The following is a 21,888-nucleotide window of genomic DNA, read 5'->3' on the forward strand; positions in this document are numbered from 1 at the left end:
ACGATGACTATTTTTTATTTTGGTATAAAACAGGATTTAATTCCTCGTCATTATACATTTTCATTTGTTTGTATACTTTCATGTACTTATCTCCATTTTCAATATCTTCAATTAATTGGCTAATGGAAGTAAACATATCGTTTTTTTGGTCTAACAAAACATTCAATTTTTCTTGGCATTTTGCTCTATGTTCTGGAGTTGCTTCTGCTCTAGTAGCCTCTTCATTCATATGATAAATTTTCAAAGCTAAAATAGAAAGCCTGTCTATTGCCCAAGCAGGACTTTCTGTATTAATCTTTGCCTCTGCTTTTACCTGAACGTCAGCATATTTTTGAAGAAAATAACTGTCAATATATTCTACCATATCGGTACGCACTTGATTGGAAGCATCAATTTTTCTTTTTAAATCTAGTGCAGCAATAGGATCAATTTGTGGGTCACGAATAATGTCTTCATAATGCCATTGTACGGTGTCTACCCAGTTTTTAGCATATAACAAATATTCTATAGATCCTTTTTCATATGGATTTTGTACTGGTTGGTACACATCATCTATCACATGATATTCTTTTATAGCGCGTTCAAATATAGGAAATGCAAATTCTGCAAACATGATTATAGGTTTTAAATTTCTACAAAAATAAGGTTTTTTTGTACTTTTAACCTGAAATTTAAAAACTAATCCAATGCACATTCATTATATTTCCGAAGAAAACAGTATTTTAAATCATTTTTTAGCTCAAATAAGAGATGTTTCTATTCAAAAAGATAGCATGCGTTTTCGAAAAAACATTGAGCGTATAGGTGAAATTATGGCCTATGAATTGAGTAAAACATTAGAATACAAATCGATTCAAGTACAAACTCCATTAGGAATAAAAAACACTACACAAATCTCTGATAACGTTGTTTTATGTTCTATTTTAAGAGCAGGTCTAGCACTTCATACCGGTTTCATGAATATTTTTGATGCGGCAGACAACGGTTTTGTTTCTGCCTATAGATATCATCCTAATAACGATACTGAATTTGAAATACGTGTGGAATACCAAGCGGCTCCTAATTTAGAAAATAAAACACTCATTTTAATTGATCCAATGCTTGCTACTGGGCAATCTATTGTAGCTGTTTTACATAAATTGCATTTGGAACAAAAACCAAAAGAAATTCATGTTGCTGTGGCTATTGCTGCTCCTGAAGGCATCCAATTTTTAGAAGAAAATCTACCTGGAAATGTACATTTATGGGTTGCTGCATTAGACGAAAAATTAAACGAAAAAAACTACATCCTTCCTGGTTTAGGAGATGCAGGTGATTTAGCCTATGGTATTAAATTATAATTGACAAAGGAAAAAGAAAACACCTAAAAGCGCGAGCAAATAAAAAGTACCTTCTTTAATTATTTTATTTTCTTGATTTTCAATAAAATTAGAACCTAAAATAGCTAAAGGCGCTAATGCAAAAGCCAAACAGCTATTATTTTTACCTGCTGAAAAAATATAAATCGCTATTCCTAAAAGAAATGAAAAAATAATTTTCTTATAAGATGTTTTCATATTCATTGGTTTTGAACTCATTGACATAATCATATAAATGAAAAACAAAAAGCCTATGGACGAAAATACAGCTAAGGCTATATTTTGGTACACATTTTCAAAATAAGTAAAATCAAAGCTAATATAGGTTTTAGTAAAGACCTCTTCTAATAATTGATTCTCACTAAAAATATTAAAAATAAAAAAGATAATTACAACACTAAACAAAGCGATTCCGGGTATGATCCAATTTCTGTAATCTCTAGAAACGTGTAAGGTAATAGATATAAAAACTAAAATGATATACAAAATACTCCAAAAATGAAACAACGCGGCCAAGAAAATCCAAAAAGAAGCATCAAATATTTTCTCTTTTGTGTTTTTCATCGATTTCAATGAAATTAATCTTCTTAGAGAAAGTAGTAATAAGAAATTTGAAATTAAAATACTTTTGTTTTTAAATATAGTTGGAAAGAATAATAAGAAAATAAAAAATAATAAAATCGCATAATTATTATTTCTTGATAAATTATTTTTTAAGGCAATAAAATTAACTAAAAAACAGGAAGCTACTATGGTTGCGAAATAAAACACGCCATATAAAAAACCCTGCCATCCAGTAAAAGTTTCATGAGAGAATGAATAGGAAACAAAGGCAATTAAAAGTAATGTGCCAATAATTACATAATTAAAAGGTCTTGTTTTATTAAAAATGCTTGCTATCATCAGGATATTTTATACTTTTGTAATGTAAATATAATACATTATTAAAATGAAATCATTTTTTGAAGGAATTGCTACTCTTTTTACAGACTATTTATTTTTACCATATGACTATTTTAGAACGTTAGAAGTAACTAACTGGTGGGGAGCAAATATTATAAATTGGATTTTTATTATCATTTGTTGTGCTGCTATGGTGTATTGGGTTAAACAATTAAATCTTCATAAAGCAAACAATGAAGATACTCAAGATACAACAGCACATTCATTTTTAAAATAAAATTCCCCATTACTGAGGAATTTTATTTACAATATTATAAATCAAAACCAATATCTTTACGATAATACATCTTATCAAATTGTAGCTTAGCTATACTTTGATAAGATTTTTTTATGGCTTCTTGAAAATCATTTCCATAAGAGGTTACTGCCAGTACTCTACCACCATTTGTAACCACTTTTTCATTATCTAATTTTGTTCCTGCATGGAAAACCAAAGAATCTGTAATCGTTTCCATCCCTGTTATTTCATGTCCCTTTTCATATGCTTCAGGGTAACCTCCTGAAACTATCATAATTGTAGTAGCCGCTCTATCGTCAATTTCTAAAGTAATTTTTTCCAATTCTTGTGCATTCATTGCTTCAAAAATAGTTACTAAATCACTTTTTAACCTTGGCATAACTACTTCCGTTTCTGGATCTCCCATTCTCACGTTATATTCGATAACCATAGGTTCTCCTTTTACATTAATAAGTCCAATAAAAACAAATCCTTTATAATCTATATTTTCTTTTTGTAACCCTTCAATGGTTGGTTTTACAATTCTAGTTTCAATTTTATCTAATAATACTTGGTCTGCAAAAGGCACTGGAGATACTGCTCCCATTCCTCCTGTATTCAAACCAGTATCTCCTTCACCAATACGTTTATAATCTTTAGCAGTAGGTAATATTTTATAACTTTTCCCGTCTGTTAAAACAAAGCAACTTAATTCAATTCCATCTAAAAACTCTTCAATTACAACTTTAGATGACGCTTGACCAAATTTTGCATCGACTAACATACTTTTTAACTCACTTTGAGCTTCCGATAAATCTTGTAAAATTAGTACGCCCTTCCCTGCAGCTAAACCGTCTGCTTTAAGCACATATGGTGGCTGTAATGTTTCTAAAAAGGCACATCCTTCTGCAACTGTCGCGGCAGTAAAACTCTCATACTTAGCAGTAGGAATATTGTTTTTTACTAAAAATTCTTTAGCAAACTCTTTGCTTCCTTCTAATTGAGCGCCTATTTTTGATGGGCCAATTACAGGGATACCATTTAATAAACTATCTCCTTTAAAAAAATCATATATTCCATTAACTAAAGGGTCCTCTGGACCTACAACAACCATGGTAACTTTCTCTTGTAAAACAAATTCTTTAACCGCTTCAAAATCATTTGGATTAATGGAAATATTTTTTGCAATTGCTGCTGTTCCTGCGTTTCCAGGTGCAACAAACAAAGAAGTACATTTCGGACTTTGTAACATTTTCCAAGCCAAAGCATGTTCGCGTCCTCCCGAACCTAATAATAATATTGTCATTTTTGTTGTGTTGTTATTTTGGCAAAAATACAGTTTCTAAACAAGAAAGAAAAAAGAAGAAAGAAAAAAGAATTTTGTTTCTATCAGTTTTTATATTTTTGAAAAAATTAATCTACATGTTTCGTCTTTTCGAGTTCAGTTTAAAAATAAATGGTTTTCCAATCAAAAAAGCCAAGCAAGATTTTGCTTCTATTTTAAAAATTGATCATCAAAACTATCAAAAATTTGTCGAAAATAAACGAAGAGAAATTGTTGAATTTCATCTTAAAAACAATCCATTTTATCAAAAATTAGTAGGTAAAGATTCTTTTAAAAAATGGGAAGACTTACCCATACTAACAAAAAAAGATTTACAACAACCATTATCGGAAAGACTTTCAAATTCCTATACTGAAAAATCAATTTTTATTAATAAGACCTCAGGTTCCAGTGGTGATCCTTTTGTTTTTGCTAAAGACAAAGAGGCACATGCGATAACTTGGGCATCAATAATATATAGGTTTGGATGGTATAATATTGACTTTAACTCTTCTTATCAAGCTCGCTTTTATGGTATTCCTTTAGATTTTTTTGGGTACCAAAAAGAACGCCTTAAAGATTTTTTAAGCAAACGGTACCGATTTCCTATTTTTGATTTATCAGATGTAGTTCTAGAAAAGATTTTACAGCATTTTAAGCAAAAACCGTTTGATTATATTAACGGCTATACGAGTTCTATTGTACTATTTGCTAAATTTTTACAAAAGAAAAATATTGTTTTAAAAGACATTTGCCCTACACTAAAAGTTTGTATGGTTACTTCAGAAATGTTGTTTGATACTGATAAAATATTATTAGAAAAACAATTTGGAATACCAATTGTTAATGAATATGGCGCTTCTGAATTAGATTTAATAGCTTTTCAAAACACCAATAGAGAATGGCAAGTAAACAGCGAAACGTTATTTGTTGAAATACTAGATGAAAACAATCAACCTGTGCCTTATGGAACGGAAGGGAAAATTGTGATTACTTCTTTTTTTAATAAAGCGCATCCTTTTATCCGTTATGAAATTGGCGATATGGGTGTTTTAGATGAGAGAAGTACTTGGAAAAAACCAATATTAAAACGCCTTATAGGAAGAACAAATGATATTGCTGTTTTGCCAAGTGGTAAGAAATCTCCCGGACTCACCTTTTATTATGTAACTAAAAGTATTATTGAAGATGACGGTAATGTAAAAGAGTTTATCATTCGTCAAACAAAAATAGACACTTTTGAAATTGACTATGTTAGTACTTATGAATTAACGACATCACAAATCGAAGAAATTGAGAAAGCCATTTCAAAATATTTAGAACCTAATTTAAATTTTTCCTATCATCGAAAAGCCTTTTTACCACGTAATAAGAGAGGTAAATTGAAACAATTTGTCTCTAATTTATAATTTAGATATAAACCTATGAATCATAAAACAAAATCTTTTTTTTTTAAAATAGTATCTTTTTTACCGAATAAAATTGGTTTTACATTATATTATTTTTTCCAAAATAGTAAGCAATCCAATAACTTTGAGTTGAAATTAAAAAGTGCAGAAAATACTTTTAAAAGTCTTATTGCCCTTTGTAATCAATATAAAATCAATATAAAAAATGCTACCGTTTTAGAGATTGGCTCTGGCTGGGTTCCAAGTTTACCTTATTTATTTTTATTTAAAGGAAATGCAAAAAAAGTACTTACTTATGATATTAATAATCATTACCAGAAAAATAATTTAAAGAAATTTAATCATGTCTTTGAAAAAACGACTTCTATTTTTTTAAATGTTGGAAAAAATGAGTTACCACAACAAGTAGACTATTTTCCAAAGACGGATGTAATAAATTGTAAAGATACAACGGTAAGTATTGTTTTTTCACGTTTTGTATTAGAACATGTGAAACCTGAGGATATGCTTTTAATACATGAAAATTTTAAAAAAAACTTTAAAAAAGGAACTTACATTATTCATTTTGTTTCTCCAAGTGACCATAGAGCATATTCTGACCATACCCTTTCCCTTCAAGATTTCTTAAAATATAGTCAAAAAGAGTGGAATAAAATTCAAACGAAATTTGATTATCATAACCGTTTACGTTTCTCTGAATATGTAAAAATCTTTGAATCTTTAGATATCGAAATTTTACATCAATCCTATGATGTAGTAGACAAAAAATCAAACCAATATTTACTTTTTAAAGCATTGAAGTTAGACAAACATTACGATTCTTATTCTGAAGATGATTTATTAGCTGGAAATTTAGTTTTTGTATTAAAACTATAGCTTTTAGGCGGTTTTCTTAACGAAAATAAGTTTCTTTATGGCATGGTTTAAAAAAAATAAAATCATGAAAAAGAAAGATAGAACGGCATTATAATTAAAATACTTATAATAAATATTAAAATTATCTTTTACTAACTTTAATTTGTTTGAAGAAATTGAATTGTTTCTTACTCTATAGAAAGCTAAACTTTCAGGCACTGGTTTAATTACTTTTGATTTTTTTACTAAAGTAAGCCATAGAACCCAATCTTGTCTTTTCTTTATATTAGAAATAGGAACTTTTCCAAAAAAATCGACGGAATAAATTCCTGTCAGATTTCCTACCCAATTACAAAAGAAAAGTTTTAAGTAAGAAATTTCTAGAGGAGATGTAATATATCTTCGCAAACTTTTACCTTCCTCATCAATTTCATTATAAAATGAAAACGTTACAGGAACTTTGTGTTCCAACATAAATGCTAATTGCTTTTCAAGTTTTTCGGATTTCCATTTGTCATCGGAATCTAAAAAAGCAATATAATTTCCTTTTGCTTTTTGTATACCAACATTTCTAGCCGTAGCTGGTCCAGAATTTTTATCTAACTTATAAAATTGAATTCTTTTGTCTTCTTTAAGAAATGACAGAATAATACTTTCCGTTTTATCGGTAGAACCGTCATCTACTATAATCATTTCCCAAAAAGAGTAACTTTGTTGTTGAACAGAAGTTATGGTCTCCGCAATATATTTTGCAGAATTAAATGTAGGTGTTATTATAGAAACTAAAGGATTCATTAATAGGCTTTCTCCTCTCCTTTAAAAATATTTATTATCGTTTGTATAATAATTTTTATATCGAGCAATATAGACCAATTCTCTATGTAAAAAACATCGTATTTGATACGGTTAATCATATCTTCGTCTGTTTCGATTTCTCCTCTACAACCTTTTACTTGTGCTAGACCTGTTATTCCTGGTTTAACATAATGACGAACCATATATTTTTTTATTTTCTTCCCATAGGTTTTATTTTGTGACCATAGATGAGGACGCGGCCCAACAACTGACATGTCCCCTAATAAAACGTTAAAAAACTGAGGTAGTTCATCTATGCTCGTTTTTCTAATTAGTTTTCCAATTTTTGTAACTCTTGGATCGTTTCTAGAAGCTTCTTTCTCTGTATTTTGATTTAATTGCATTGACCGAAATTTATAGCAAATAAATTCATTTTCATCTATACCTGGTCGACTTTGTTTAAAAAAAATAGGCCCTTTTGATTCTAGCTTTATTAAAATGGCCAAAATTGGTGTTAACCAAGATAATATAAATATAACTACAAAAAAAGAAAAAAAGAAATCAAAAAATCTTTTAAAAACTTGTATAGATGGATTGTGTAATGGGGTTTTTTGTAAAGTTAAAACCGGGAACAATTCATAATAATTTAGCTTTAAGTTTTTTGAAAATATAGCCTTAGAATCTGGAATAAATTTCAAAACAATATTATTTTCATCCGTAAATTCAATAAGCTCTTTTACTTTATCGTTAGAAATTTCGTTTAAAGAGCAATAAATTTCATCTATTTTTTCATTGATGCAAAAATTTTCTATCATATCGGTTTTCCCGATTATATTTTGATTCATCTTTTTATCGGAAAAAAAACCTTTAAATTTATAACCATAATCTGATCTGTTCTTAAAAATGTCTCTTAAATCTTTAGATTCATTAGTATATCCAATAATTATGGTATTTCTAAAGTTATTCCCTGTAACAATTCTGTATTTTTTTAGATAATAAAATACCAATGTTTTTAAAAAAATTATAATACTAAACAGTAATATGATATATTTTGTTATTGCTGTTCCACTAAAAATATAGTCTTTATGAAATGGAAAAAAAGAAATTATGAACAATAAAAAAAATATACTTTGCTTTAAAATCTTAGTTAATATTTCTACTGGTGTTGTAAAACGGTATACTTCATAAAATTTAGAAAAAAAAGAACCTATAATCCAAATAAAAACTAGGTATAAGCCAAAAGAAAAGAAATTAATAGATAGCCCTTCAAAGAAAAGAGGAAAAATAGTTAAAACCATTATAATATCAATGATAAAACTTGTTGGCCTAATATATTTTGAATATCTTCCTTTATGTTGAGTCATTCTAATGAATAAATTTGGTAAAATCTTTATGTTCTTCTTTTGCTAATTCCTCTGGTGAAAGCGATTTAAAATATTCAAAAGTAATTTTCATTCCTTCTGCTCTATTAATTTTTGGTTCCCAACCTAATATTTCTCTTGCTTTTGTTATATTTGGTTGCCTTTGTAATGGATCATTAACAGGTAAATCTTTGTATACTATTTTTTGATTGGTTCCTGTTAATTTTATAATTTCTTCAGCAAAATCTTTAATTGTGATTTCATCTGGATTTCCAATATTCACTGGTGAAGAATAATCAGAATGTAGTAATTTCCAAATCCCCTCTACTTGGTCATCTACATAACAAAAAGAGCGTGTTTGACTACCATCGCCAAAAACAGTTAAATCTTCTCCTCTTAAAGCTTGACCTATAAAGGCTGGAATTACACGACCGTCATTTAAACGCATTCTAGGCCCATAGGTATTAAATATTCTTACGATTCGCGTTTCTACTCCATGAAATGTATGGTAAGCCATCGTTATGGACTCTTGGAAACGTTTTGCTTCATCATAAACTCCTCTTGGACCTATCGTATTAACATTTCCATAATATTCTTCCGTTTGAGGATGTACTAAAGGATCACCATAAACTTCAGAAGTTGACGCTATCAAGATTCGTGCCTTCTTTACACGTGCTAAACCTAATAAATTATGTGTTCCTAAAGATCCTACTTTTAGTGTTTGAATAGGAATTTTTAAGTAATCTATAGGGCTTGCAGGAGATGCAAAATGTAAAATATAATCTAATTTACCTGGAATGTGAACGAATTTTGTAATATCATGATGGTAAAACTCAAAGTTTTTTTCTTTAAAAAGGTGTTCTACATTCTTTAAATCACCTGTGATTAAATTATCCATTCCTATTACAAAATAACCTTCTTTTATGAATCGATCACAAAGATGAGATCCTAAAAAACCAGCAGCACCTGTTATTAAAACTCTTTTCATATTATTTTTTTATTAATATCTTTTTACTTTCCAAATTGAATAAACAATAAAAAATTGAAAAAAATACAATTCCTCTTTGTCTAGTTAAAAAAGATTCCGTCAAAAATAAGCTTATCATTAGAAATGTAAAAACAATGTGAATAAAATCTTTCTTTTCAAAACCTTTTTTTATTGAAAGTAGTAACATGGTTAACAGAATTAGAAATCCTAAAAAACCTAATTCGGCAAAGGTTTGAATATATTGATTGTGAAAGTTTTTGTTTTGATATCCTTCGTTGTCATTATTTCCTAGAAAAACATTATACTCTATTCCTTTTGCTTCAAGTTTAGGTCCAGAAGCGTTTTGTCCAAAACCAGTCCAAAAAATAGCGTTTTCCTTTTGAAAATCAAAAAATAATCTTAATTGATAAACTCTAAATGCTGTCCCTGAAAAAAAATCATTCGGCGTGAACATTTGATTACTCCATGCTTCTTTAATACTCACATAATTTACAACGTTTTCAGGTTTTCTTTCTAAAACACTAGGAGCGATACTTTCTTTTTTATTCGTTTTAAATTCTTCTGAAAATCGTTGTTTGATATTGCCATAAAACAAAAAAGTACCTATTATTACAATAAAAACAAGTAAGTTTCTAATTCTCATTTTATTGGCCAATTTTGTATAGAAAAAGTAATATACAAGATTTAAAAAAATAAAAACTAAAATTATATTTTTTGAGGATAATAAAAATATAAAACACATAAGAAATACAATAATAGCTTTATTAATGCGTGTTTTGTATTCCTTAATTAAAAAATAGAAATACGCAAGACTAACAAAAACTGACATATGAATGGCATTTAATGATTTCGGCACTAATCCAAAATCATCATCATATTCCCCATGATAGTAAAAAACTCTTATGTCTTTCAGATAAATATATTTTATAATGGCTCTAATTAAATAAAAGAACACGTAAGCTACTATTGAATAACTGTAATACTTTAGTAATTTAACCTTTACCTCTTTTATCCAAGTTCCACAAAAAAGAAAGGCAAGAGGTATTAATAACAAATAACTATTTCTTGGTAAATCTTTTATAGTTAATTGTTTGTCTACGCTCCAGAAATAAGATACGCTCGCTAATACAAAAAGAAGTATCGGAAAAAGTGTCCTTTTGGAAAATGTAAACTGAAGTGCTTTATAATCAAAAAGTAAGGATAAAAGAAATAAAATTAAACACGCATTATTAATCCCTAGAGGAAGAGGTATTGAAATAATAAATAGTGTTAAAAAGAAAAAAGAAACATTATTTTTTGATTCCCTACTTATTTCTTGAAAAAGATTCTTCAAATAGCTGTAAATATTTCCCATTTATCTTATCCCAATTAAAATCATTTTTTATTGCTTCAAAATTATTCGCAATCAATTGCAAGTTATCATTTTTTTTGAAAGAATTTAAGATTTTTTTGACTTCGAGAGAAGAAGAGAAATAGACGGCATTATTTTTTAATACTCCTTTATTAAAATCATTATTATGTGCAGCAATTAAAGCTTGAGATGCCATTGCTTCTAGCAAAGAAGGATTTGTTCCTCCTACAGAATGCCCGTGAAAATAAATATTACTATAATACCTTAAATTATTAAGATGTTCTAAATTATAAATTGCTCCTAAAAATCTAATATGAGTATATTCTTTAAATTTATTTTTTAAATATGTTCCATACTTTGTTTGGTGGTTGCCTATAACTAAAATTGGTGTTTTGTTTTCAGTATTTAAAGCAACTCCTTCCAAAACCATATCAATATTATTTTCAGGTTCAAAACGGGCCATAACCATATTGTATTGGTTTTTTTCTACCTCATACTGTTTTATAATTTCTTCTATCGGATTATTAAAAAGGTAAGCACCATAAGCTATGTATGTAGATTCTTTACGATATCTTTCCTTTAAAAAACGTTCAATACCTAAAGAATCTGAAACTAAATAATCGCTACTATTAGCGGCTAATCGTTCTGCAAATTTCAAAAATTGTTGTACTGGTTTAGAGTATTTAGAACGTTTCCATTCTATTCCATCCATGTTTGTTATAATAATTGGTTTTTTTGGAAGTAAAAAACACCAAATAGAATTACTTGTATACCCTAATTGAAGAATAATATCAAAATTTCTTTTGCGAGAATCTATAATGCAATTGTAATCGTAAATAAATTGTCCAAAAGTACCTAACTTATATTCAGGATCGTATTTATGAATAATTTCAACTCCACGAAAGCTTTTTTCTTGGAATTTATGGTTATGAGAATTATAACAATATACTTCATGTCCTTTTTCAACTAAATAAACCGAAAAAAATTCGGCAAATTGTTCAAAACCTCCGTAATAATTAGGAATTCCGCGTGTGCCTAAAATAGCAATTTTCATAGTTTTTAAACTTGAAACAAAAATAATTTTATTTTTTTAATTAAATTAATTCCTCGAATGTTTTTTCAAATTGATTAATATATCTCTCTAATTTAAATTTTGTTTGTGCTCTTTCAAAACCTTTATTTCCAAATACATTTCTTAATTGAGGGTTTTCAACAAGTTTCTCAATGGCAATCTCTAATTCTTTTAAATTATTTGACTCAACTAAAAAGCCTGTCACATTGTCTTTTACGATTTCCTTTAATCCTCCTAAATTTGAAGCAATTACTGGTTTCTTTAACAACATCGCTTCTAATGCTACTAATCCAAAAGATTCTGCTTCTGTTGATGGCATTATTGCTATATCAGTTATTGACCAAATAGGATTAAGATTTGTTGTAAATGGTAAAATAGTTACTTTATTAGATAATTGGTTTGTATAGATAAATTTTTCGATTTCATGTAAATAAATCTCTTGCCCTTCAACTGGTGAACCTACAAACAATAATTTTATATTTTCTGATATGGAAAAAGAATTTTTGTATGTGTTTAATAGCCATTTATGTCCTTTTAATCTACTAATTCTTCCTACTAGTGTAATTATAATATCATCATTTTTAAATCCGAATGATTCTTTATTTATTTTTTCTTCTAATACTTTAGGAACTTCTAACCCGTTATAAATTACTATGATTTTCTTATTCAATTTTGGCTCTCTATTAATAAGATTTTCTCTAGTTGCTTTTGAATTACATATAACTAGATTTGAATGTGTTTTTAACAATTTAGAAAAAATTACTGCTATAATCTTAGGATGAACAATAATTTCATGTACATGCCATATGTGTTTTATTTTTCTTTTTTTAGCATAAATAGCACCTAATAAAACGGCTAAAGTGTTTGAATAAATTAAATCAAATTTGTATTCTTTGTTAAGTAAATCAATAATCTTTACCGATTTTTTTATTTCTTGAAGAAATTTAATACAATTTTTAAATGCAAATATATTCCTATATAATTTTAATACTGGAGCTATTATTACTTTTATTTCTTGCTTTTCTAATTCCGTTTTTAATGGTCCATCAAATGGAATTATTACCACAGGATTAAATTTTGTTTTATCAAGATTTGATAATAAAAGTAAAAGTGTTTTATCTGACCCATATAGTTCAGCAGACTGATGAATAAATAAGATGTTTTTCATTAATCTATTGTCTTAATAATTTTAGCAGGAACTCCTCCTATTACTACATTGTCAGGAAAGATTCCTCTAACAACTGCTCCTGAAGCAACAACTGAATTATTTCCAATAATTGTCCCATCTAAAAATGTGGCTTTTGAGCCAACCCAAATATTATTTCCTAACTTTATACCTAAATGTGTTACTCCTTGTTCTCTTATTAATTTAGTTGTGTCAGAAAAATTATGATTTTCTGAATGAAAACTAATATAAGACCCCATAATTACATCATTTCCTATTTCAATTCCTCCAGCTGCTCCAAATTCAGAAAACTGACCTATTGCTGAATTTGATCCTATTTTAATACCTTTGCCGTAATTTGACAAGTGACTTGTGCAGGTTACTAATGAATAAGCACCAATTCTTGAACCATCACCAAATTCTAATTTTTCTGAAGCATAACCATCGATAGTCGTATATTTTTCTATAGTCACATTTTTACCAAATACAATATTCCTTTTGTTTTTAATTGAACAATTTTTTCCTAAAAAAATTTTTTTTCTTACTAGTAAAATTCCTCTTATCATCATAATCAACCTACCTATAAGCATCTGAATAAATAAACTATTCGGTATTCTTGTATCTATTTTATATAGCTTACCTGATTTTATCAATAATTTTTGAAATAATTTTTTAATCATGTTTTTCCCTTTTTTGTTTTTCTTCTGCTACAAAAATCAATGCTCCCAATACAAAAATTATTGTATCACTAGTATTATACAAACCTGTGATAGTTAAAGTTGAAAATAAATAATATATACCAATAGCTGATGTAAAAACATTTTCAAAACTAAATTTTTTATAAACTTTACTATATAATCTTATAAGAAAAAATAAATAAAATAACAATCCTATTATTCCCATCTTATACAAAACATAGGGATATCCATTATGCAATTCTGATATAAATTTTAAACCTTTTTTATCTGATGATAATGGCGCATAAAACTTTAAATTTACTAACGAACCATAGCCTGTTCCTGAAACAATACTAAATGGATGTTTTTCCATTAATGCAAATGATCTTTTAGCTTCATAACCTCTCCAGTGATCCCATAAATCTTTATGGTCTTCTCTATCTATTTTTGTTTTAAACAATTCTTCTGGAGCAATTTTAATTTTATATAAAAAAGCTTCTAAACCAGGTTTTCCTCTGTCTATTTTTACTGAATAAAGATAGCCATATAGTGATAGTATACTAATAAATATAATTAAAATAATTTTTATAGATTTTTGATTGATTTTAGTATATCCATGAATAGACAAAAATAAGATTAATGCGCCAACCATCATAGTCCTCGAAAAATACAATACAGAAGAAGTAAATATTACTGCAAAAATGATTCTAGATTTTTTCTTTGAAGAAAAAACATTTTCATGATAAAAAAACTGATTATATGCCAAAAAGAAAAGAGCAAAAAGTTCTAAAAAATTATCTCTTGTAAATTGTCTTATTACACTAATGGAACCTGAACTTAAGTCTACAAAAATAATCAATATTAAAAAATGTATTATTGCAGATATAAAACCAGTTTGTATAATTGTTTTAATAAATATTTTTTTATCATTTATTACCTTAAAAAGAAAATATCCAATTAATATTCCTTGTATTGGTTTAATGAAATGAAAAATATCTTTTAAGGCATAACCTAGAGGGTTCTTATACAATATAAAACCGATAAAGCCTAGTATAAAAATAACAATTAATGGAGTTATTGTTTTTATTAATCTTATGGAAAGACTTTCTTTTTCAATACTAAAGTAAAAAACTAAAACAAATAATTGAAAAAAAATATTAATTTTAAATGATGGAATATATATCTGTGATAATAATATCACAATAAAAAGTGTTTTATAAAAACTGCACTTATTAATCTTCATCATTCAATTAAGTTAAAAGACCAAAAATACAGAATTAATCTGTTTTCAAAGTCAATTTTACTGTTTTTACTAACGAATTTATTAAAAGTATCTTTGAAATAATTATTTTTTTAATTCCAGAAAAATGTTTATTAATATATATTTTATATCCCTTTATTAACATTGGATTTTTTTTTGGATTAAATCCCACAAAATGAATATAGTTAATATTTGGTAAAAAAATACGCTTCAAGCCTTGATTAGCAATTTTTTTACAAAAATCTACGTCTTCAACATACATAAAATAATCTTTATCAAACCCATCTATTTTTAAATATGTTTTTTTAGATAGAAGTAAGAATGATCCACAAAGCCAACCAACTTCATAACTCTCTTTAGAAAAATTTCCAGATTTAAACTCTAATCCAAGAGACAAAAGTTTTTTAAATTGAAACATATTTCTATAGTTAGGGAAGTTACCAGCAGCTGGAATATATTCTTTATTTTTATTCAACATATTTATTCCAACTACTCCAATAGTATTATCCGATTTAATATAATTTAAAGCTTGTTTTAAATCATCTAAAAGTATTGTGTCATTATTGATTAACAATAAATATTCTCCCTTTGCATATTTTACTGCTTCATTATTTCCAATTCCAAAACCGTGATTTATTTTAGATTCTATTAATTTAATTGCTGGATAATTTTGTTTTATATAGTTACAACTCTCATCAGAAGAATTATTATCTAAAACTATAATTTCATGACTTATATCCTTCAAATTCTCAATCAATGATTTAAAACAATTCTCTAAATACTTTAATCCGTTGTAATTTACTATTATTATAGATAATTCTATCTTCATGTCAAATCAATTTAAACAAAGGTATAAAAACCGAGTTTTTTTTTAATATAAAATAAGCAAGTAATGTTTATAACAATATTTGAAATTAGGCTAGCAAAAGCGGCTCCATTTATTCCATACATTGGAATTAATAAAAAATTCAAAGTTATATTTATAAAAAAAGTGAAAATCGCAATATTTTTTAATATTATCTGATTATTAGTCATGTTTAGTATCTGATCCACATTTCCAGCCATTGCACTAAATAAAACTCCTATTGCTATAATTATTAAAGTGGAACTTCCTGAAACAACTTCATCTCCAAAAAAAGATAAAATTAATTTGCTAAATATAATTAATAGTAGAATTAATGGAATAGTTAATATAGATATTAATCTAGTTGAACTATGAATCAATATTTTTAATTCTTGTATTCTATTCTTTCCATATAATTCCGCGATACGCGGAGTAATAATAGTACTTACCGATACTATCATAAGAAAACCAACACTACCAATCTTATAAGCAATATTATATATTCCAACTTCTTTTTCACTAGTCATTATTCCTAACATAATTACATCGGTCCAGTTTAAAAGGTATAATAGCAAACCGCTAAACATCATAGGTGAAGCTGTTTTTATTAAGGTTTTTGTTGAAATAATATGAGGAACTGTTCGCATTTTAGTTTCATAAACGACTACTAACTCAACTAATACTATTAAAATTATAGAAATAGAGAATGCTAAGAAAGTGTAAAAATCAGTTTTATCAAAAGAATAAAAAATTATAAGAAAAAATACTAAAAATAAATTTGGTAAGACAAACATAAAAATGTTATATGTAATAAATTTTTTAACTGAGATAAAATAATAAAGAAAAAGTTCATGAAGGATAAAAAAAGGAATTGCGTAAGCTACAATTTCAAGAAAACGAGTTAATTCTATATTTCCAAAACATCTTATTGCTATAAAACTTGAACCAAAATAGAAAATTAAAGACGGTATTAGAGAAAAAAGTAAGGCAATTTTAATTCCTTTAAATAATAATTTTTTCACCTCAACAGTACTAAGTTTTCTATTTCCAGTTAACATAATGAGAGCATTGGGAATACCTAATGCAAAAATCATCGTTGTTGCTTGAGCGATAGTAAATGTTAAAGAATAACTACCATAATTAGTGACACCAAACCAACGAGAAATCAACAAAACTACTAGAAACGAGGTGCCTAATCCAAAAATCCGAAATAGAAAATTGACTCCTGATGAAGAGATGATTTTTTTTAAATATGGGCTAATTTTTTTCATTTTTGGTGGCTACAAAAAAATATTGATAAGAAAAAAATTCTTCAAATAATCTTAATGTAATCAAATTAATTATTCTTGTAATAGAAAATCCATTATAATGTAAAATTGAACTTTGTGCTTTTTCTATTTTATAACCCGAAATTGAAATTAATTCAACAATATTTTTTTTACAATAAAATCTCATATGAGTATAATCAAAAATACCACTTCCTTCATATCTAAAGTCTCCTTTCAAAAAGATTTTAACTAATGCAGAATAATGTCTGATATTTGGCATACTAACAATTATCTTTCCGTTAGTTTTTAAAAGTTTATGGGCTTTTTGAAGTGTTTTTTTAGGTTCAATTAAATGTTCTAAAACGTCTGGAAAAAGAATAATGTCAAAGTAATCATTATATTCTTCTAAATCTAGATACTCAATATTACCAAAAATAAATCGATCTAGTTCTTTATAATTTTGTTTATTCTTAACATCTTCAAATAAATCAATACCAATAACTTCGGAGGCAATACCTTTTTCTTTTAAAAAATTTAATGTTTCGCCATAAGCGGCTCCTATTTCTAAGATTTTTAAATTTTTATTGTCAAGATTTATTAAACTTACCAAATCTAATCTGATATTTGAATAATATTGTTTATCTTTTTCTTCGTAATTCATTTAATTTTATTATGAATATAAAAAAAATAAAAAAGTTATCTATATAGATAACTTTTTTATTTTAAATTACTCTAACTAATTTTTATATAATTTTACCATTTCTTCTGATAATAATTGGTTAGACCACATCATTGGATCATGAATCTTACCTGTTGGTTTTAATAAATTTATTGTAGATGTAGCTTCATCATATTTAACCTGAGCATCAAGTAAATAGAAAAAATGAGTAACAGATTCTTTTCCTAGACCAAAAGAAACATCATATGTCTTGTCTAAATATTTAATTTTCATACTATTTACAACTATATCTCCTTGCTCTGCATTGTTTCCAAAATCAAGTCTAATTTGATTAGGAAGAACATCAGCTGGCAACTTAAATAGAACCGTCTGAGCAGTTTCACTTCCTTTTACAATAGATTTAACCGAATTCTCATCACCAAAATTTAATGTCCCATCTTCAGTGTAAAATAGTTGAAAAGTATCATCTTTAGGTATTGTTAAGTTAAAACTAACATCAAAAGTTTCTTTCAATTCTTCTGTTTTTCCATTAGTTTCAGGTTTATTGTTTTCATTTTTACAAGAAATAAAAACTGCCATCATTAAAATGCATAACACTATTTTTTTTGTTTTCATATTTTTTAAATTTTCGCAAATTTAACTATTTTTTCTATTCTATTTTTTTATTTTTTCTATAACTACTGAAAACACTAAAGCGTTTCTATCTGCATCATTCAAAACTAAATCGTTATCAAAAGTGATTTCTACTTTATAATCTTGCTTTTTAGATATATCAAATTGAAAATAATTTGTTGTATCTTCTTTTTCTGTTAGAAAATAAGATGCAATTTTTCTTCCACTTAATGTAATTGTTAAGTGAGCATTTTCACCGTTAATTGGTTTTTCTGGAATACTTCTAGTTTTTATTGCTAATCTATAATTTCCTGGTTCTAAAGAGATTAGTTTTGAACTTGTTGTAGAATTAGAAAATAATAAAATATTTATTGAGTTATCAGACTTTAATGGTTCAAACTCATTGATATTTAATATAATTAAATCTTCTTCACTCGCTTTTGGCACATAATATCTTGCCCAAGTGTCATAATATTCTAAATTATCAACTAAAATAAAATTATTATTAAGATAGGTTTCCGCTTCAGCAGATAATGAATAGGGTTTAAAATGACCATCGACATACCAAAAAGAATCTCTACTATTTGTGCTCTTAATTTCATTAATAAACTCTTCAAGTGATTTAAGTATTACAATATCTTTCTTAGGATCTGTATTAAAAAAATAACTCAAGTGCCATCCCCATGAAGAAACTATTTTATCTTTTCCTTTATTCTTTGTTTTTATCTTATTCGTTATCTCTCTAAATTGTGTCTTTCTAATTTCAGTATAATTTTTCTTAACTATAAATAAATCAGTAATCGAAGCAGTTACAAAAAGGAATAAAATTATATTTTTAACCAAACTATTTTTAATATTCTCTATTGAAATTGCTAACAGTAATATTATTGCTGGTAATACTACAATTAAATATCTACTTGTTAACATTGGTAATTTTAAATAGGATCTAATGTATGGAATAAATATAGTAACCAATATCCAACATATTAAAATTATAAAAGCAAATAAAGATGAATTACTTCTTATGTTAACTGATTTATGTCTTTTTGTAAATAATTTTATAAAATAAAATATAGTTAAAATCGTGGTTAAAAAAACCAAGGCTTCAGAATTTCCAAAAAACTCTTTAAAAATACCTGTTATTACTTCTGTAGAAGGAGGTGGTATCCAAAATGTTTTTATTTCTGAAGCAATTTTAAACAATTCCCAACAGAAATAATACCAAATTGAAATAGCTAAAACTCCAGCTGTAGCTGAATGTATTATATATTTTTTTCTCTCTTTTTTTTCGATTTCAAATAAAAACACAAAAAGAATTACAACCTGAGAAACTAATAAAAATAAACCAAAAAAATGGGAATTAATCATTAGTGCTAAAGAAACACCATATATTAATGCGTTTGTAAGTGTATTTTCTTTTAAAAATCGAATCAATCTATAAAAAGAAAAAATCGTCAAAAAAATTAGCATTATATAAAGTCTTGCCTCTTGCGAGTATAATATAAAAAAGTAATTTACACTAGCTAAAAAAGCTGCAATTAATCCAACTCTTTTGTTTTCAATTTCTTTTCCAATTATATAAAATAAGTAAACTCCAAAAATTCCAAATAAAGCAGAAACTAATCTAACAACAAAAGTTGTATGACCAAAAACAATACCGATAATTTTAATTAGAAAATAATACATAACTGGATTATTCTCCCAAACACACATAATTTCATAAGAATCTTTGAAAGAAAGACCGGGATCTGTTTCTTTCATCGTTATTATTTCATCTATCCAAATGCTTTGGTAATCCAAATGATACAAGCGTAAAACTGCTGCTAAAACGAGGATGCCAATTAAAAAATAATTCTGTTTTATTTTTTTTATAATTTCCATATTTTCTATTTTCTTTTAAAATCTCCTCTCGAAAAATATTTTTCTACAAAACAATACATCAAAATAAAAAAATAGCGACTTCCCATTTCTTTAATTTTTAATTTAGAAACACCATATTTTCTATTTGTCCATGAATTTGGAACTACAGTATAAGAATACCCTCTTATTATCGCTTTTAAAGGTAATTCTATAGTTAAGTTAAAATGGGGAGATAAAATAGGCTTCACTCCATCTATAACTTCTTTTTTATATAATTTAAACGCGTTTGTGGTATCGTTATACTTTATCCCCATTACTATTCTAATTATGAAATTAGCAATTCTGTTGATTATTTTTTTTACAAAAGGATAATCAATCAATTTACCTCCTTTCATAAAACGACTTCCAAAAACGCAATCATAATTGCCTTCAATCATTGTGGTATAATAACGTATCAAATCATACGGAGAATCTGACAAATCAGCCATCATTACCGCTACGCAATCACCTGAAAATCTTTCTAATCCATATCGAACCGCATAGCCAAATCCATTGGGACCTAAATTGGTTCCATATTGCAGTGCAGGATATTTTTGAGCTAATGCTTCTAAAACTTGTAATGTATTGTCTTTCGAATTATCATTTACTACATATATTTCATGATCAATAGTTACTTTGGAAAAAGCTTCTTCTATTTGATCTATAGTTTCCGAAATTGATTCTTCTTCGTTGTAAGCAGGTATTACTATACTAAGTTTCATGAATTGGTATTTCGATTGGACATATTTTGATAAATTTGGGATAAAATATCATGAATATTATATTTCCAATTCCATTCTGGGTAATGTGCTTTGAATTTAGATACATCACTTATCCACCAAATATGGTCCCCAATTCTGTTTGTTTCAGAATATTCATAATTCATCGGTTTACCTGTAATTTGTTCACACATTTCAATCGCTTCTGCCATAGAACAATTTGAATGGCGTCCTCCTCCAGCATTATAAACCTCTCCTTGCTTAGGATTATTGTAAAAATGCCAAAACATATTTACCAAATCCCAACTATGTATGTTGTCTCTTACTTGTTTCCCTTTGTATCCAAATACAGTATATTTATCACCTGTGATGGCACATTTCATTAAATAAGAAAGAAATCCATGTAATTGAGTACCCGAATGATTAGGTCCAGTAAGACAACCACCTCTGAAAACACCAGTATTCATTCCAAAATATTTTCCATATTCTTGAACTAAAACATCTGCAGCTACTTTTGATGCTCCAAATAAAGAATGCTTTGTGTGATCGATACTCATCTTTTCATCAATACCTTCTTTAAAATAAGGGTGTGACTCCTCTATTTCCCATCTTTTTTCTTGTTCAACTAATGGAAGATAGTTTGGTGTATCTCCATACACTTTATTTGTGGATGTGAAAATAAAAACAGCTTTATCACAATGCAAACGTGTCATTTCTAACAAATTTAAAGTACCGTTAGCATTTACTGTAAAATCTGTTATGGGTTCACGAGCAGCCCAGTCATGGCTTGGTTGTGCAGCTGTATGTACAATTAATTTTATATCTGATTTATATTTTGAAAAGATAACTTCCAGTTCATCAATATTTCGAATATCCGCAGCATGATGTTCAAAATTAGAAATCGTATTTATTAACCGTTTCGTGTTCCATTCTGTTGAAGCGTCTTCACCAAAAAAACGAGCACGCATATTATTGTCTATTCCAATAACTTTGTCAAATTTTTCTGCAAAAAAGGAAACAGATTCACTTCCTATTAGACCTGAAGATCCTGTTACTACACAAATGTTCATT

The 21,888-nt window shown here is 27.2% G+C and carries 22 protein-coding genes; 4 read left to right on the forward strand and 18 right to left on the reverse strand.

Annotation, left to right across the window (positions count from 1 at the left end):
• Positions 1–7 precede the first annotated feature (7 nt).
• Positions 8–613: a DUF4254 domain-containing protein gene (locus CX675_RS08400; protein WP_130734790.1), complete on the reverse strand. Its 606-nt coding sequence runs from the start codon at positions 611–613 to the stop codon at positions 8–10.
• A 73-nt stretch (positions 614–686) separates the two neighbouring features.
• Here CX675_RS08400 and upp point away from each other — a divergent pair, with 73 nt between their 5' ends.
• Complete coding sequence (gene upp / locus CX675_RS08405) at positions 687–1,340, forward strand: uracil phosphoribosyltransferase (RefSeq protein ID WP_130734791.1); 654 nt, start codon at positions 687–689, stop codon at positions 1,338–1,340.
• Here upp and CX675_RS08410 read toward each other — a convergent pair.
• Positions 1,335–2,261 carry a DUF6427 family protein gene (locus CX675_RS08410; protein WP_130734792.1) on the reverse strand — a complete coding sequence of 309 codons (927 nt, stop codon included), beginning with the start codon at positions 2,259–2,261 and terminating at the stop codon, positions 1,335–1,337. The two genes, upp and CX675_RS08410, sit on opposite strands and share 6 nt — an antisense overlap.
• 46 nt (positions 2,262–2,307) lie before the next feature.
• Between CX675_RS08410 and CX675_RS08415 the strand changes: the two genes are divergently transcribed.
• Positions 2,308–2,538 carry a uracil phosphoribosyltransferase gene (locus CX675_RS08415; protein WP_130734793.1) on the forward strand — a complete coding sequence of 77 codons (231 nt, stop codon included), beginning with the start codon at positions 2,308–2,310 and terminating at the stop codon, positions 2,536–2,538.
• Between the two features lie 34 nt (positions 2,539–2,572).
• Here the strand turns inward: CX675_RS08415 and purD are convergent, their stop codons facing one another.
• The gene (gene purD, locus CX675_RS08420; protein ID WP_130734794.1) at positions 2,573–3,844 is read right to left on the reverse strand and encodes a phosphoribosylamine--glycine ligase; all 1,272 of its coding nucleotides are present in this window, start codon (positions 3,842–3,844) and stop codon (positions 2,573–2,575) included.
• A 116-nt stretch (positions 3,845–3,960) separates the two neighbouring features.
• On the opposite strand from purD, the gene CX675_RS08425 reads away from it, so the two are divergent.
• A complete protein-coding gene (locus CX675_RS08425; protein WP_130734795.1) occupies positions 3,961–5,271 on the forward strand; it encodes a phenylacetate--CoA ligase family protein in 1,311 nt (436 codons plus the stop codon).
• A gap of 15 nt (positions 5,272–5,286) precedes the next feature.
• Positions 5,287–6,147 carry a hypothetical protein gene (locus CX675_RS08430; protein WP_130734796.1) on the forward strand — a complete coding sequence of 287 codons (861 nt, stop codon included), beginning with the start codon at positions 5,287–5,289 and terminating at the stop codon, positions 6,145–6,147.
• Positions 6,148–6,150: 3 nt separating this feature from the next.
• On the opposite strand, the gene CX675_RS08435 is transcribed toward CX675_RS08430, so the two are convergent.
• The 15 genes from CX675_RS08435 to CX675_RS08505 form a co-directional block, all read right to left on the reverse strand.
• Complete coding sequence (locus CX675_RS08435; RefSeq protein ID WP_130734797.1) at positions 6,151–6,921, reverse strand: glycosyltransferase family 2 protein; 771 nt, start codon at positions 6,919–6,921, stop codon at positions 6,151–6,153.
• Positions 6,921–8,285, reverse strand: a complete 1,365-nt coding sequence (locus CX675_RS08440; protein ID WP_130734798.1) for an undecaprenyl-phosphate glucose phosphotransferase — start codon at positions 8,283–8,285, stop codon at positions 6,921–6,923. The genes CX675_RS08435 and CX675_RS08440 overlap by 1 nt, the downstream gene beginning before the upstream one ends.
• A 1-nt stretch (position 8,286) precedes the next feature.
• Positions 8,287–9,270 carry a UDP-glucuronic acid decarboxylase family protein gene (locus CX675_RS08445; RefSeq protein ID WP_130734799.1) on the reverse strand — a complete coding sequence of 328 codons (984 nt, stop codon included), beginning with the start codon at positions 9,268–9,270 and terminating at the stop codon, positions 8,287–8,289.
• Position 9,271: 1 nt separating this feature from the next.
• Positions 9,272–10,624 carry an O-antigen ligase family protein gene (locus tag CX675_RS08450; protein WP_130734800.1) on the reverse strand — a complete coding sequence of 451 codons (1,353 nt, stop codon included), beginning with the start codon at positions 10,622–10,624 and terminating at the stop codon, positions 9,272–9,274.
• Positions 10,575–11,675, reverse strand: a complete 1,101-nt coding sequence (locus tag CX675_RS08455) for a DUF1972 domain-containing protein (protein ID WP_130734801.1) — start codon at positions 11,673–11,675, stop codon at positions 10,575–10,577. The genes CX675_RS08450 and CX675_RS08455 overlap by 50 nt, the downstream gene beginning before the upstream one ends.
• A gap of 40 nt (positions 11,676–11,715) precedes the next feature.
• Complete coding sequence (locus CX675_RS08460; RefSeq protein ID WP_130734802.1) at positions 11,716–12,861, reverse strand: glycosyltransferase family 4 protein; 1,146 nt, start codon at positions 12,859–12,861, stop codon at positions 11,716–11,718.
• Positions 12,861–13,538 (reverse strand): acyltransferase, encoded by a 678-nt coding sequence (locus tag CX675_RS08465; RefSeq protein WP_130734803.1) that lies wholly within the window; start codon positions 13,536–13,538, stop codon positions 12,861–12,863. Before CX675_RS08465 ends, CX675_RS08460 begins: the two co-directional genes overlap by 1 nt.
• On the reverse strand, positions 13,531–14,736 hold the full coding sequence (locus CX675_RS08470) for an O-antigen ligase family protein (RefSeq protein WP_165396004.1): 1,206 nt from the start codon (positions 14,734–14,736) through the stop codon (positions 13,531–13,533). The genes CX675_RS08465 and CX675_RS08470 overlap by 8 nt, the downstream gene beginning before the upstream one ends.
• Before the next feature lie 76 nt (positions 14,737–14,812).
• Positions 14,813–15,625 (reverse strand): glycosyltransferase family 2 protein, encoded by an 813-nt coding sequence (locus CX675_RS08475; RefSeq protein ID WP_130734805.1) that lies wholly within the window; start codon positions 15,623–15,625, stop codon positions 14,813–14,815.
• Between the two features lie 11 nt (positions 15,626–15,636).
• Positions 15,637–16,911 carry an MATE family efflux transporter gene (locus tag CX675_RS08480; RefSeq protein ID WP_130734806.1) on the reverse strand — a complete coding sequence of 425 codons (1,275 nt, stop codon included), beginning with the start codon at positions 16,909–16,911 and terminating at the stop codon, positions 15,637–15,639.
• Entirely contained in the window at positions 16,898–17,569 is a 672-nt protein-coding gene (locus CX675_RS08485; protein ID WP_130734807.1) for a bifunctional 2-polyprenyl-6-hydroxyphenol methylase/3-demethylubiquinol 3-O-methyltransferase UbiG, read from the reverse strand. The genes CX675_RS08480 and CX675_RS08485 overlap by 14 nt, the downstream gene beginning before the upstream one ends.
• A gap of 75 nt (positions 17,570–17,644) precedes the next feature.
• Entirely contained in the window at positions 17,645–18,202 is a 558-nt protein-coding gene (locus tag CX675_RS08490) for a hypothetical protein (RefSeq protein WP_130734808.1), read from the reverse strand.
• A gap of 39 nt (positions 18,203–18,241) precedes the next feature.
• Positions 18,242–20,080 (reverse strand): glycosyltransferase family 39 protein, encoded by a 1,839-nt coding sequence (locus tag CX675_RS08495; protein ID WP_130734809.1) that lies wholly within the window; start codon positions 20,078–20,080, stop codon positions 18,242–18,244.
• 5 nt (positions 20,081–20,085) lie between these two features.
• A complete protein-coding gene (locus CX675_RS08500) occupies positions 20,086–20,820 on the reverse strand; it encodes a glycosyltransferase family 2 protein (RefSeq protein ID WP_130734810.1) in 735 nt (244 codons plus the stop codon).
• A complete protein-coding gene (locus tag CX675_RS08505; RefSeq protein WP_130734811.1) occupies positions 20,817–21,887 on the reverse strand; it encodes an NAD-dependent epimerase/dehydratase family protein in 1,071 nt (356 codons plus the stop codon). Before CX675_RS08505 ends, CX675_RS08500 begins: the two co-directional genes overlap by 4 nt.
• Position 21,888: the final 1 nt, after the last annotated feature.

The organism is Flavobacterium sp. J27 (genome assembly GCF_004303025.1).
Taxonomy (GTDB): domain Bacteria; phylum Bacteroidota; class Bacteroidia; order Flavobacteriales; family Flavobacteriaceae; genus Flavobacterium.